Annotated in this window: 14 protein-coding genes; 2 read left to right on the forward strand and 12 right to left on the reverse strand. The window is 57.4% G+C overall.

Annotation, left to right across the window (positions count from 1 at the left end; genetic code table 11):
• Nucleotides 1-81 precede the first annotated feature (81 nt).
• The 5 genes from Q0915_RS02395 to Q0915_RS02415 all read right to left on the reverse strand — a co-directional run bounded on the left by Q0915_RS02395 (nt 82) and on the right by Q0915_RS02415 (nt 4,360).
• Complete coding sequence (locus tag Q0915_RS02395) at nt 82-594, reverse strand: cytoplasmic protein (protein ID WP_299472888.1); 513 nt, start codon at nt 592-594, stop codon at nt 82-84.
• Between the two features lie 31 nt (nt 595-625).
• Nucleotides 626-1,474, reverse strand: a complete 849-nt coding sequence (rlmJ, locus tag Q0915_RS02400; RefSeq protein WP_299472889.1) for a 23S rRNA (adenine(2030)-N(6))-methyltransferase RlmJ — start codon at nt 1,472-1,474, stop codon at nt 626-628.
• A 10-nt stretch (nt 1,475-1,484) separates the two neighbouring features.
• On the reverse strand, nt 1,485-2,009 hold the full coding sequence (locus Q0915_RS02405; RefSeq protein WP_299472891.1) for a GNAT family N-acetyltransferase: 525 nt from the start codon (nt 2,007-2,009) through the stop codon (nt 1,485-1,487).
• A gap of 135 nt (nt 2,010-2,144) precedes the next feature.
• Entirely contained in the window at nt 2,145-3,047 is a 903-nt protein-coding gene (locus Q0915_RS02410; RefSeq protein WP_299472892.1) for a cold-shock protein, read from the reverse strand.
• A 215-nt stretch (nt 3,048-3,262) separates the two neighbouring features.
• Complete coding sequence (locus Q0915_RS02415; protein ID WP_299472893.1) at nt 3,263-4,360, reverse strand: DUF1176 domain-containing protein; 1,098 nt, start codon at nt 4,358-4,360, stop codon at nt 3,263-3,265.
• 221 nt (nt 4,361-4,581) lie between these two features.
• On the opposite strand from Q0915_RS02415, the gene Q0915_RS02420 reads away from it, so the two are divergent.
• A complete protein-coding gene (locus tag Q0915_RS02420; RefSeq protein WP_299474659.1) occupies nt 4,582-5,202 on the forward strand; it encodes an MBL fold metallo-hydrolase in 621 nt (206 codons plus the stop codon).
• A gap of 57 nt (nt 5,203-5,259) precedes the next feature.
• Here Q0915_RS02420 and Q0915_RS02425 read toward each other — a convergent pair whose 3' ends face one another.
• From Q0915_RS02425 to Q0915_RS02440, 4 genes are all read right to left on the reverse strand, one after another.
• Nucleotides 5,260-6,192, reverse strand: coding sequence for a DUF1402 family protein (locus Q0915_RS02425; protein WP_299472894.1), 933 nt, complete (start codon nt 6,190-6,192; stop codon nt 5,260-5,262).
• A 317-nt stretch (nt 6,193-6,509) separates the two neighbouring features.
• Complete coding sequence (locus Q0915_RS02430; protein WP_299472895.1) at nt 6,510-6,860, reverse strand: DUF6665 family protein; 351 nt, start codon at nt 6,858-6,860, stop codon at nt 6,510-6,512.
• A 62-nt stretch (nt 6,861-6,922) separates the two neighbouring features.
• Nucleotides 6,923-8,302, reverse strand: a complete 1,380-nt coding sequence (locus Q0915_RS02435) for an MFS transporter (RefSeq protein WP_299472896.1) — start codon at nt 8,300-8,302, stop codon at nt 6,923-6,925.
• Nucleotides 8,299-8,862 (reverse strand): chalcone isomerase family protein, encoded by a 564-nt coding sequence (locus Q0915_RS02440; RefSeq protein WP_299472897.1) that lies wholly within the window; start codon nt 8,860-8,862, stop codon nt 8,299-8,301. The genes Q0915_RS02435 and Q0915_RS02440 overlap by 4 nt, the downstream gene beginning before the upstream one ends.
• 439 nt (nt 8,863-9,301) lie before the next feature.
• Here Q0915_RS02440 and clpS point away from each other — a divergent pair, with 439 nt between their 5' ends.
• The gene (clpS, locus tag Q0915_RS02445) at nt 9,302-9,604 is read left to right on the forward strand and encodes an ATP-dependent Clp protease adapter ClpS (RefSeq protein WP_299472899.1); all 303 of its coding nucleotides are present in this window, start codon (nt 9,302-9,304) and stop codon (nt 9,602-9,604) included.
• Nucleotides 9,605-9,715: 111 nt separating this feature from the next.
• On the opposite strand, the gene Q0915_RS02450 is transcribed toward clpS, so the two are convergent.
• The 3 genes from Q0915_RS02450 to Q0915_RS02460 form a co-directional block, all read right to left on the reverse strand.
• Complete coding sequence (locus Q0915_RS02450) at nt 9,716-11,224, reverse strand: hypothetical protein (protein ID WP_299472901.1); 1,509 nt, start codon at nt 11,222-11,224, stop codon at nt 9,716-9,718.
• 271 nt (nt 11,225-11,495) lie between these two features.
• Nucleotides 11,496-11,783: a hypothetical protein gene (locus tag Q0915_RS02455; RefSeq protein WP_299472903.1), complete on the reverse strand. Its 288-nt coding sequence runs from the start codon at nt 11,781-11,783 to the stop codon at nt 11,496-11,498.
• A gap of 18 nt (nt 11,784-11,801) precedes the next feature.
• Nucleotides 11,802-12,794, reverse strand: a complete 993-nt coding sequence (locus Q0915_RS02460; RefSeq protein WP_299472905.1) for an agmatine/peptidylarginine deiminase — start codon at nt 12,792-12,794, stop codon at nt 11,802-11,804.
• Nucleotide 12,795 lies beyond the last annotated feature (1 nt).

Genomic DNA, 12,795 nt, shown 5'->3' on the forward strand with positions numbered 1-12,795 from the left:
GAGAGCGGAGCAACCAGAAAACTCAGGAAGAATGCCGCCAGTGGCCAGATGCGTCTTGAAAGCGTCATCTGCCTATAGCGGTCAGTGCGGCCGTGCTGTGCTGCAATGAGACCCATAGACGCGCCACTTGTCGAGTGGTGACAGGCAGGCCTCCACATTCCAGCTTATGCCGACGAACCCGGCATTTTCCTCAATCAGATAGTGAAGGTGCTGATGCGAACCGTCGGACATGCTTGCTTCACCGGTGCAGTACCGCCGGGCAAGAGGGCTGACCCCGTTCACGCGGAAGGCCAATTCGTTGATTTCCTGGATCCCGACAATCTTTCTGCCGTCATAGTAGTTGGCATAGGCGCGAGCGACGGATTTGCGCACAGCTTTTTGCACCGAATTGGCAGTGCAGTCCGGCAAACGGTTCTTGCCGCTCAGCGAGAGGTAGGCGCGATTCTCCTCCGCTCCAGATGGCACGGTGAAAAACGTGCAAAGGGCAAGCGCAGAGAGGATCAATCGAGCAAAGCGGGCAGTGTTCACAGCAAAGTCTCCGAGAGGCAGATTGTGGAAGAGACGATGGGGGAGGGATGCATTCAGGTCAAGCACCCGGCGCTTCAAAAGTGGCAAGAAAATGCAGTTATTCGCCAATCAGTTGTGTCACGTCCCACCCGGCGCCGGGTCCCTGATGCAAAACATCGCAGAACCAGGGCAGGATCTCGCGCATTTCGGCTGCAAGCGTATAAGGCGGATTGATGAGCGTCATGCCCGACCCCAGCATGCGCGTGTCAGGACCGCTCTTGCCGACTTTCAGTTCAATCGACAAGACGTCACGCAGCCCGGCTTCGCCGAACTGGTCGTGCATGCGGCGGATGGCGCGCGCGTCCTTCAAAGGATACCACATCGCATAGGTTCCACCGGTCCACTTTTTCCAGGATCTCACGACGGCATTCGTCATCTGTTCGAATTCATCGGTGACTTCGAATGCCGGGTCAATCAGCACCAGGCCGCGTTTTTCCTTGGGCGGCAGAAAACTTCCCATGGCGAGCCAACCGTCCAGATGAATGGTCTTGACCTGGTGGTCCCCTGAAAACCGCTCGGACAGTGTCTTGAAGTCTTCCGGATGCAGCTCAGTGAGTGTCATTCGGTCGTTTTTGCGCAGCAGATGGCGCGCAAGAGAAGGGGACCCTGGATAAACCCGCAGATCGCCGCCAGGGTTCATCGCGTTGACCACGCTGATCCAAGGATCAAGAAGCTCCGAAATGGGTTCGGGCATGCCGGCAGCGAGAATCCTGGCAACTCCGTCACGCCACTCTCCGGTTTTTTGCATTTCTTCAGAGGCGAGATCGTACTGCCCGATGCCGGCATGGGTATCGAGAAGCCGGAAGGCCTTGTCTTTTCGCTGCAGATAGACAATCAACCTGGCAAGGACGGTATGCTTGAGCACGTCGCCTATGTTGCCTGCGTGATAGGCATGCCGGTAGTTCATCTTGAGTTTCTCACGATCCAGGAATGTCGGCGACGGTTTCTGCCGAACGCCTCATATAGACAACGGACTTGTCACCGTTTTCCGCCCTGCCGATCTCATCAAACCCGAGCCTGGAATGAAACCGTAAAGACCCCGGGTTGGGAGGACGTTCGTTGACTTCGCACAGAAAACAACGGCCACGCGTTGCTCGATGCGAAAAGAGGGCGGCGTAGAGCGCATCGCCTATTTTCTGCCCCCGTAGCCGGTCGTCGACGACAATCCGATCCGTATACGCAAAATTCTGATGTCGTTCGCTGAGCCAGCGATAGTTCTGGCTCTCATAACGGGCACCGTCTGCGAAACAGACGAGCAGGCCTGCGGGTTCACCGTCGACGACGGCGACAAGGCATATCAGAGCACTCTGGATGAGATCGAGCATTTCTTCGGCGGTCAGCTCGTTCACCGCCGGAACTGCTGAATTGTTCAAACCCAGGAGGGTACTCAGATCACCGGGTTCGAATGGGCGAATGCTTGGAGGCGTTTTTGTATTCGGCATAGAGCAGGCTGTTAAGCTGGTTGGTCAGGCTTATAGGTGGACCCGAGAAGCTTGGGAAGACCGAACAATAAAGAACGGGCGCAGACAAGCTGCGCCCGGGTGTTTTCGGTAATCAGCCGAATGCCAGTGGCATTCTTATTCTTCCTCGTGAGCACCCTCTTCTGGAGCGCTTTCTTCCGGAGCGCTCTCTTCGGGCGCGGCTTCGCCGCCTTCCTCGATCACCTGAAGGTTTACTGCCTTGGGTCCTTTGCCCCGGCGATCGGGTTCGGTTTCGAACGAGATGCGCTGACCGCTGTCCAGTGTCGTAAGACCCGACCGTTCAACAGCCGAGATATGGACGAAAACGTCGGCATCGCCTTCTTCCGGTGTGATGAACCCGAAACCCTTGTCTGTCTTGAAGAATTTCACGGTTCCGCTCTGGCGCGGACCGCGTTCGACCGGCGGTCCGTCCCGGCGTGGCGGACGACCCTGACGAAAACCGTCTCCTTCGCCGCCGTCTCTGCCGCCGTATCCGCCGCGGCCACCGCCGCCATAACCACCATCGCGGCCACCGCCGCCGCCTCCATATCCACCGTCGCGGCCGCCGCCGCCATATCCGCCGCGGCCACCGCCGCCGCCTCCATATCCGCCGTCGCGGCCACCGCCGCCGCCGCCGTATCCACCGTCGCGGCCACCACCGCCGTATCCGCCGCGACCACCGCCGCCGCCGTATCCGCCGTCGCGACCACCGCCGCCGCCGTATCCGCCGTCGCGACCACCGCCGCCGCCGTATCCGCCGTCGCGGCCACCGCCGCCGCCGTCACGGTCGCCATATCCGCCGCGGCCACCGCCTCCATAACCGCCGGCTCTGTCGTCGCGGCCGTGGCCGCCACCAAAATCATTGTCGCGTCCGCCCCGGTAGCCACCATCCCGGCCACCGCCAAAATCGCCACCGTAATCGCTTCCGCCAAAATCACTGCCGAAGTCTTGCGGACCGCCAAACTCGCGCTTGCCGCCGCGCCGACCACGCGACCGCCGGTCCGAATCGCCATCGTGCATTACTCAATCACCCTAATTTCCGTGCCCCCGTCGGCACATATCCGCCAATCTCACCCGTCTTCTCAGCCGAGTCTCCTCAGGCAGACGCACCCTGTACGCCTGTTCAACACTCTGGGATCGGGTTGAAACATACCTGCCACATCCCTAACCAGCCGCTGCGGCACCATCATAAGGGCGTGAGGCATGAAATCGCAAGAAATTCCTTGGTCACGCCATCAATCGGTCGCATTTTTTAGCGGCCAGGTACTTGACCAATTGGACAAGTCCGGCTCGGTTCCATCGCACGTCTTGCGCGTTGCTTCTTCCAGCAGCACGAGGCCTGTTCCGTTCCAGACCCACCGGTTCCAGAGACCGCATTCTCCGACGCCGGAACCCTTGAAGTAGCTGACCAGCTGCTGATCGGCAGGAACCCATCGTGCATTGTAAATCAGGTCGGATGCAATTGGTCCTTTGTCGGACATTCTTGCGACATGGATCTGCCGGGCCGCACCGTCCTTGCCCGAGAGGATCGAGACGTAAGGGCTGTTGTAGGCGGTCGGTGCACCGCAGGGCACGATATAGAGGGAGTCGTTTTCGGCAAGCGGAACGCGAACGGCGTTCAAACTGGCGAAAATGGCGGGATCAATCGCGGAGCAAAGACGGTTGGCGGACCAGATTGCGGCGACTTCGGGAGGAAGCTGATCAGAGCTCAGAATTGGCAGTGCATGCGGTGCGTCTTTGGCGGGTTCGGTTCCCGGCGATACGATGGCAGCGACGGTGCCGGTTCGGTCCTGACGGTTGTCGAGCCACAATAGGCTGGCTTTGAGACCCTGTAGCGAGACAGGCACGGATGTCGGGTCGGTCGCTGTTCCTGCCGGCAGGTGAACCGTCAGAACTTTGCCTTTCTGCATCGCTTCCAGAAGCGTTATTGCTGCGGCACCTGCAGGGTACCAGAAGCCCTCGCCACCCAGAGGACGAAAGCCGGCGGGCGGTGTGACGGACGCCTGGGTTTCGCGCAACTGTTCAATCGGAAGTTCTTCGATCGTCTTGCCGTCGACGTCGAAACGCAGCGTGCCTTCCTGAGGGAGTTCCGTGTTGGTTGTGAGGCGGATCAAGGGCTGGGCCTCGGCCTGCCAGTCCCGAACGATCCGCAGATCCACCCACACAGACTGACTGCGCGTGAATGAAGACGCAAAACAGGCTCCCGTGTTGCCGCAATCGACTGTCCAACCGTCAAAATTCGGTGCGGCGCGGCCGGGTTGTGCCATGCTCATGTTTGCGGCCAGAAGCGCTGTCGCGGCAGTTATCAGGAAAGTCAGCAGTCTTAGCGTCATTATGTCCGGTTACCCGATTTTGATTGCCGTCTTCTCAGAGGCTTATACTTCTTGTACGAAATGCACGCGGCAAGGTGAAGCCGCTAAGATACAGAAAGACGACACCGGCCCGCTTTGTCCCGCATTTGTTGCCGTGTCACGCAAGGTTGTTTGAAAGGGAGACAGGTGTGTCGCAGGAAACCTCTAACTCAAATATCGATGAGACGCCGCCGATCCAGGTCATGGTCGTCCCAGTTACGCCATTCCAGCAAAACTGTTCCATCATCTGGGACCCTCAGACAATGCGCGGAACGGTGATCGATCCGGGCGGAGATGTCGAGCATATCCAGGAAGCGATCCGCAAACACGACGTGATTGTCGAGAAGATCGTGCTCACGCATGGCCACATCGACCACATTGGCGGCGCTGCCGACCTTGCGGCCGTACTCAACGTTCCAGTCGAAGGGCCACATGAGGCCGACAAGCCGCTCATAGAACGTGTCGCTGACCAGGCCGCGCAGTTCGGTGTGCCCGCAGCCAAACCCGTCTCCCCGGATCGTTGGATGGATGACGGGGACCAGGTTGAAATCGCCGGCCGTACGTTCGAGGTGTTGCACTGCCCTGGCCATTCTCCCGGTCATCTCGTTTTCTTCGACAAGGAGTTGAGGTTCGCGATTTCCGGAGATGTCCTGTTTGCCGGTTCCATTGGAAGAACAGACCTGCCGCTTGCCGATCATGCGACACTGATCAAGTCCATCCATGAAAAGCTGCTTCCACTCGGTGACGATGTGTCATTCCTGCCCGGGCACGGCCAGGCCTCCACGCTTGGCCAAGAACGTCAGACAAACCCGTTTCTCACCTGACGCAGGTCGATCAGGCGCCTGGTCCCGTTTATGAAGCGATTGCGGGACTGAAACGGCTCAAAGCAGGGTGCGCAAGTCGTCGATCCGGTCGTTGACCAGCCAGCCATAGTAGTTTTCGCGAGGCCAACTCCGACCCGTACGGCGAAATTTTGCCGCGCGGCTCCAGGGATCGCCCAGATTGTAGAGCGTTGCCGTCAATCCGGGGTTTTTGGAAATGTCGACCTTGCCTACCGACTTGTAAGCGGCAATGGAGTCCTGAATGATAGCCGCCATGTAGTGCAGCGAGATGTTCGGATCCATCGTTGCTTTGTAGACTGCCTCCGAATTGGACGCTTTCAGCTTCCGGAAGTTGGACTGACGCGATACGCGATCCGTCATTTTCAGGACCGTCAAGGGGCTGAGCTGACCGAGACCGAAGCTCTGCCCTGCGTAGAGCGGCTGAAAAAAAGCTTCATTGAAGTTCTTTTTCGGATAACGGACGCCATCAACGCGTTTGCCGCGGAACTTGCTGTTCCAGACGTTTTCATAACACGACCAGCGCCGGTCGCTGCTCTTTTGAATGTGGTCCTTCCGGCATCTCTCGAATTGAGGGCGCTCCACGAAGGTGTCGACGTGCTCGCCATTGAGCTCGAAGTCGATATTGATACCGGCATAGGCCAGCGCCTTGACATAGTATGACTGAGCGCTGTCGAGAGTGTCGTAGTTGTAGGTGTGTTCGCCGACAATCGCTCCAACGATGTGGATCGGATCGATGCCGTATCTGCTGGAAACGCGCTTGATGGACGACATCAGGCGCCGGTCACGTTTCAGGACGGCAAGCACCTTGTTGAATTTCGCGTCATAGCTCGATTTGGAAGATGCAGTGCGCCGGGCCGAAGCGTAGGGGATCTTCGGCTGGTTCTTGTACCGATTGCCCTCAGGAACGGATCGAACGGACTGTGCCTGCGCGGACTGCGTGAAACCGAGTGTCGGAACTGGGGGATTGAACAATAATCCCAAGGCCAAACAGCTGACGGTTAGTTTGGGTATAAATCTCAAGGGGCCTGTCTTCATGCACATCATTTTTTGCTCTACGCTCGGCATTATTGTTTAACCGGGTACCGGGCAAGGTCCCTTGCACCTGTCAACCTAAGCGGATTCACATAGTTCACTGAATGCGACAGTAAATAACACATACTTTGATAACCCCCCGTAAAAAGCATCGCTGTCACCGAGATGCAACTGCTTCCTTTCGCTACGGCATTCCCATCAACAAAGAAGTGATTGCGGTCACACAGATCCGTTTCCGAAATCCGGAGGGAAAATTTTCAGCGGCCGGATCGTTTTTTGGTAAGGCTTGCCGGTCCCATGCTCAGCCTCACGGCGCTCGGAACTCCCAGGTGATCGTTGAATTCCCGATGCCTGCGCAAGCCGCACAACTCCCTTTGAATGGTCACATTCCAAAGGGCTTCGCCGGCTTCGGCAAATCTGTCAAGGCGGCGCTCTTCAGATGCGTCAGGATCGTTTTCGGCTTCATTCAAAAGTTCGAGAGCCTTTTCCAATCTCTTGGTCAGTCTGGAAAGGGTAGACGCTTTTTCGCTGAATATTTCCTGTTCCAAAGCCGCCGCCAGCGGGTCCTTGTCGGCGGGATTCGTAAATTGTGGCGGTCTGACCGTCATGTATTTGATCCGCAATTGGCTTTCATAGGCTGGCGGGGCAGTTGTCTTGCCGCCTTTTCAGGTCACGCAGTGACCCTTTGAGTTGCCAGGTCCTTTTCAAAAATGAGCAACCCGCCCAGTGCGGCGAGCTTGAAGACGCACGGAAGGCCCGCATACGTGACGCTTAGCACGAAATTCAACTCCGGTGTCATGGCAACGTTCGGCGCATAACCGAACAGACCCAACATCGGCAGCGCAAGGCCGGTCGCGACTGCAAGGGCTGATTTGGACAGAAACGCCATGATCGAAAACAGGCGGGACGCGTCGTTCTGCCTGTCGTCAGCTTCAATATGGTCAGCCAGAATGGCCGGCGGCAGCGCAAGGTCCGCTCCAAGCGCAAGGCCGGAGAGCGCGCAGACGACGCCGTAGGCAACCAGATCGCCCTGCTGAAGCAAAGCTGCCCAGCAGAACGTGAAAATGGCGGCGGCTAGAGAGAATTGCCATGCGCGGATTTTCCCGAATTTTCGGGCAAGGGCGGTCCAGAGTGGCATCGACAATGCGCCGGCAAGGAAATAAGTGAGCAAAAACAGCCCGGTGTAAGCCTCGGCGCCAAGGCGGTCGCGAATGAAAAATAGGACGAGAACAGCAGGGATCGCGCTTGCGAACGTGTTGAGAAACATTAGCCCGAAGAACAACACACGCCACTTGTTGCGTAGAAGCGATAGCCACCCTTCCTGGCCGGATGTCTTCTCCGGAACGTCCAGCGGAGCGTCTTTCATCCAGCGTATCAGCAACCAAAGGGCGATGCACAGTACGGGCAGATAAATGAGCGCAAGCCAGTGAAACGCCTCCGCCGGACCGACAATCTGCGTCAGAACAGGCGGTGTCACCGCAGCGACCAGCAGGCCGACCAGACCAATGGCTTCCCGGCTTGCGGTGATCCTGGTGCGTTCAGTTGTTGTCGTGCGCCACAAGCCGCCCAAAGTCTGGAAATTGATCGAAACGACGGAAAATCCTGTCGTGCAGATCAGCACCGAGGCTGCGAACCACAAGACAGGATAAGACGCTTGCGGATGGAACAGCATCCAAAAGCCTGCTCCCAGCAATACGACCCCGAAAACCAGGATCGCAGAACGGGCATGGTGAAACCGGTCGCTGAGGTCACCGATCAGCGGATCCTGAATCGCGTCAAAGAGACGGAGTGCAAGCAGGACAGTCCCGAGCGTTGCCAAAGGCAATTGCAGTGTTACCGCATAAAAATCCGGTGCGTGCAGATAAATTGGCAGACCGACGAACGAGAGCGGAAACGCCATTGCGCCATAGACTGCCAGGCTTGAGGGTGTAAGCCTTTGTAGTACTGCAGGGTGCCCGGGCGCTTCACCAGCAGTAATCTCATCGCCACCTGGACCTTGATGTTCAATTCGCTCTGACACGACGTGTGCCGGATGCTGGTCTCCGGTCACGAACCGGCCCCGACCAGCTTGGCTCTAAGGCCCGGGTTCCGCGTGTTGTTTCCGAGCCAGATCGAGAAGAACCTCTTACTGAAGGCGGACCCGCTGATCGTGCCGATTTTGCGGCCGCCGTAGTAGAAAACAGTGTTCCCGTTTGCTGTTCGAACACCTGTTATCGACTGGCCCGGGGAGACATTAGGAAAGATCGCGAGCATCTGTTTTTCCCAGGAGGTTAGCTGCGCAGCGGACACACCGCCCTGGCGCTTGATTTCCTTCACCGTACTCTCGGTAATGGCTTTGCCCTTGAAATTTCGCAGATACGTCAGCTTCAGCGCAAACGGTCCTGAAGACTTGTAAACGCCGTTTGGTGCGTAGAGCTGGGCGTCGAACACCTTGAAGCCCAGATATGTCATGCGACCCTTGCCGACCAACTGGGCCGAAGGCACCGAGCTTGCGGCAGGACCGATATCAGCATGTGCGCTGACCGGTGCAAGATACGCAAAAGCAAGGATAAAACAGAAAAGGGAAAGCGAAGGCCAGTTCAAGGTAATTGATTTGGTACGCGAAATCACGGGACAACCCTCCGGTTGGTTCATGCGTTTGCCACATGCTGTCCTACGCAGGGCGCGGGAGGCCGGATCGCTGAAGATGCACTCATTTTGCTTCTTCGTTGCCGTGAACGCGATTGCGCCGGCGCGCGGTAAAAGACGGCTCTGCTTATTTGCACGTCCATCGTGTTTTCTTTGATATTGCGATGCATTATAATGGTAAGCTAATGACGAGAACGGCAGACCAGGCAAAGGTGCCAAGGCATCCGAGCGGGCAAACAGGTCTGATATTCCGGGACATACCCGGCTCAGCTTCCGCAATATCGGTGCGTATACCCGGTGTACCGGGAACCGTTGCCGTGTTCGCGTGGCGAGCCTTATGCCCGGAAGTTATGAGCTTTTGGAATTCAATGGGATGCATGGCGCTCGCTGGCGATTGAGAGCGCAAGTATGGACAAGTGTTATGAGCGATTCCGATCTGAAACCGAAATTGAAGCAAAAGACCAAAGTCCAGAAGCCGAAGCTGTACAAGGTCATCCTGCTGAATGACGACTTCACGCCGCGCGAGTTTGTCGTCCTGATCCTGAAAGCGGAATTCCGCCTCGACCTTGCGCAGGCAGAGGTCGTGATGATGACAGCGCACCAGAAAGGCGTATGCGTCGTATCCGTCTATCCCAAGGACGTAGCTGAGACGAAGGCAACACGGGCGATCGATGCGGCGAGCCAGCTGGGTTACCCGCTGCAATTCACCGTCGAGCCGGAGTGAAAGGCCCGCGTTTTCAATGTGACCGGAGAAATTACAGGACTGCAGGTTTCAAAAAAATCCCGGGCACGCGCCGTGCCCGGGATTTTTTGGTGTTGCATTCCTGGCCAGTGGTCAGTCGCGCAGCTTGACGATCTTGTCGTCGCCGCCACCCGGGGCGTCGTCGTCCGGACCATCTGAACCCGGCGACGTGATCTCGACATCGACACTTTCGGAGCTATCGGCGTCCGAGGCGTGAATATCTGTTTCGAGTGGCTCGGTGATCCCAAGTTCCGCGGCCGGATCATAGGCTCCTGTCAGTCCCAGCTCTTCGGCCGGTCCTTTGCCTTCAACAGCCATCTGATAATTGGCGATGACAGATTTCAGCTGAACGATCTGATCATTGGCGGTGTCGACCTGGATTTTGTAACGCTGCAGCCGTTTGTTCTCGTCGACGAGGTCTTCCAGATTGTCGGCGAATTTCTGGTTCTGGTTGCGCTGATGATTGAGGTCGGTCAGCGCTGAGTTGTACCGCAGGTTCACTTCACGAAGCTTGGCGGTCGTCGCCATCAGCTCGTTGCGATCCTTCTCGTGGTTCTTCTGCGCACTGTCTAGAAGATGCTCGATCTCCTGCATGCGCTTCAGGACGTCACGGCTGCGTTCTTTCAGTGTGGAGTTCTCGCGCGCCATTTCCTGAAGCGATTGCGCGCCGATGCGGCGCTGCGACGACAGGTTCTCGATTTCCGCGTTGAGCGCATAGACCTCGTTGTCGTGTTTGCGCTGTTCTTCTTCCAGTCGGGACTTGGCGTAGACCAGTTCCTGGTTGGCGACATCCAGGTGCGACTTCAGGTCGATATTGTCGTTCCGGAACTCGATAAGTTCGCGCTTGGCCGATTCGAGCTCGCTGCTTGTCTGGTTGTTCTTGCGGATCTCGTCTTCCAGAAGCTTGGCGCTTTCGGCCAGATTCTGTTGAAGCTCTTTCTCGCGGTGCTTGACCGCTTCAAGGTCCTCTTTCAACCCTTCCGAATGCCGTTCAAGCGTTTCGTGCTTGGCGGACAGGTCGTTGAATTTACCGGTGAGTTCGGCGATCTGAGAATTGGCTTCCACGAGCTTGGAACTCTGGAGGCGGTATTCCTCGTTCACTTTCTTGTTGTTGTCGCGGATCGACACGATGTCATTGCGCGCGGTCTCGAGCGCGGTGCGTGTTTCCGTTGCCCGCTTGCGCAGTGAATGGACTTCCGCCTGGGCGTCTTCCAACTGTGTGGTCAGCGACCTGACCTTGTGTTCCGCATCCAGCAGATCGGTCGAGATCTTCGCATTTTCCGACTTGAGCCGGACCTCGGTCTCAACGGAGTGACGCGAGGCCTCGACATATTCCGACATCATCCGGATACTGGTCTGGCTTTCGGACGCGAAGGCAGCCATCTGTTCAAACATCTGGTTCAAGCCGCCGACGCGCGACTTCAAACCATCCAGATGGTTCATCTTTTCCTGCATTTTGAGTGCGAAGGGCGAGAGTTTTTCAACGTTTCCGCTTGGCCCCGGCGCGTTAGGTGCCTCATGCGCGCCGTCTGACTCGGTCTGCGTCTCGGTCCGCTGCTCCTGGTCGCCTCCCGGGCGCGGGGACTTCGAGAAAATGCCCATTCCTGTCTCCTGAATTTCTCGCCGGTGCCGCTCCGGCGAAATCTGCTCGATCTTAACTCTTTATTAACCCAACTGTCTCGGGCGTTTCAACGACTCACACAGATCGACAAACAGAATATATCGGGATTTGTTACCCCAAAAAGTGAAATGTCCCCAGCTGAAGGCCGGGTTTAAACCTATGGTTAATAAATCAGCGAGCGCTGGTTGTGCAGAGCGCTGGATACATCGGGAAAACTGCCGATGAGGGGTTCCCGGACGCGGCGCGCTGATATCAGCGGCCTTCGAGACCGCGCTTGAGATCATCCAGATTGAGGACGGGCATGATGTCGATCTGTGCTCCCAGACTGTCCATCAAGGGTTCGTTGTAGCGGGTTAGATTGGCCTGGTCTGCTTCCTCGAAGAATATCGTGCCCGCACGCATGCCGTCTTTCATGTAGAAGTAGGCATCGTATGCTCCCGTGTCTTCGATCAGTTTTTCGATCGCAGCGCCGATAGCGTGTTGCGAGCCGGCCTTATTTCCGGCTTCGGTCGGGATCTTGAAGGTCATCATGAGGCGCATGTGCTTTCTCCTCTGCTGTCACGCGTCAGGCTGGTCGTTGGTGACGCAGTGGATGCCGCCACCACTGTCGGCGATCGCCCAGGCATCAATCAGATAAATCCTGCGGCCGGGAAAATAGAGCTGCAAATGCTCCCTCAGTTCCCGGTCGGCCGCTGCGTCCAGCTCGCTCATTGCAACAACGTAGCCATCGCCCACCAGCCAGTTCACGTCACCTGGATACCATTCCACCTTGAACCCTGCGGTCCTGAGATCTTCGGCAAGGCGCAACTCACTGTCTGCGCCGGTATCGGCGATGGCAACCGTTGTTGCGTTGACAAACCGGGCTGCGCCGTCGATGTGGCCGGTCGTCAGGTCGTCTGGATCGTGACCATAGGACCAGATGATGGTGTGCAGCCCTAGGGCGTTTTTCAGAATATCCTCGTGTTCGGCTTTTGACAGGCCGGGATTGCGTTGATCCTGACAGTCCCAGTTCAGCATGGCGATCCCGGCGCCATTGACTTCCAGATTGCCCTTTTCCAGGACATAGCCCGAACGGTCCTCTATCTCCATGTCGAGCAACCCGGCGACCTGCCCGGGCACCTTGTCGTCACGGCTGTAGTCAGCTCCGGTCGTTCCGTCCCAGCCGGTGAAATCCCAGTTCTGGATCAGGACTGTGGTGCCATTCGTCAGGTAAATCGGGCCGTTGTCACGCATCCAGGCATTGTCGACCGGTACCTGGTGCCAGGTGATATTTGTGTCCGAGACACCACGCTTTGCCAGAAAGGCTTGCGCTGCCTCCTGTTCCCTGGAGGTGCTTGCCAGGAGGTGGAGGCTCTCATGTTTTTGAACGGAACGAATGATATCGGCAAAGGCGGGTCTGAGCGCCGCCTCATATTTCCCGGGCCATTGCATCCATACCGCCGCCTGGGATTCCCACTCCGCAGGCACCCTGAAATCCGCGGCTTCACTCATCGAAGGGACCAGCAGGACGGCCCAAAGAATGCCGAGCAAATGCAATCTGGTCGTTGCCATC

This window comes from uncultured Roseibium sp., from assembly GCF_947494555.1.
GTDB lineage: Bacteria > Pseudomonadota > Alphaproteobacteria > Rhizobiales > Stappiaceae > Roseibium.

Excerpts from the sequence above, each read along its gene's own strand:
- rlmJ (WP_299472889.1), bottom strand. The coding sequence starts at position 1,474 with ATGAACTACCGGCATGCCTATCACGCAGGCAACATAGGCGACGTGCTC.
- Q0915_RS02405 (WP_299472891.1), bottom strand. The coding sequence starts at position 2,009 with ATGCCGAATACAAAAACGCCTCCAAGCATTCGCCCATTCGAACCCGGT.
- Q0915_RS02410 (WP_299472892.1), bottom strand. The coding sequence starts at position 3,047 with ATGCACGATGGCGATTCGGACCGGCGGTCGCGTGGTCGGCGCGGCGGC.
- Q0915_RS02415 (WP_299472893.1), bottom strand. The coding sequence starts at position 4,360 with ATGACGCTAAGACTGCTGACTTTCCTGATAACTGCCGCGACAGCGCTT.
- Q0915_RS02420 (WP_299474659.1), top strand. The coding sequence starts at position 4,582 with ATGGTCGTCCCAGTTACGCCATTCCAGCAAAACTGTTCCATCATCTGG.
- Q0915_RS02430 (WP_299472895.1), bottom strand. The coding sequence starts at position 6,860 with ATGACGGTCAGACCGCCACAATTTACGAATCCCGCCGACAAGGACCCG.
- clpS (WP_299472899.1), top strand. The coding sequence starts at position 9,302 with ATGAGCGATTCCGATCTGAAACCGAAATTGAAGCAAAAGACCAAAGTC.
- Q0915_RS02450 (WP_299472901.1), bottom strand. The coding sequence starts at position 11,224 with ATGGGCATTTTCTCGAAGTCCCCGCGCCCGGGAGGCGACCAGGAGCAG.
- Q0915_RS02455 (WP_299472903.1), bottom strand. The coding sequence starts at position 11,783 with ATGCGCCTCATGATGACCTTCAAGATCCCGACCGAAGCCGGAAATAAG.
- Q0915_RS02460 (WP_299472905.1), bottom strand. The coding sequence starts at position 12,794 with ATGGCAACGACCAGATTGCATTTGCTCGGCATTCTTTGGGCCGTCCTG.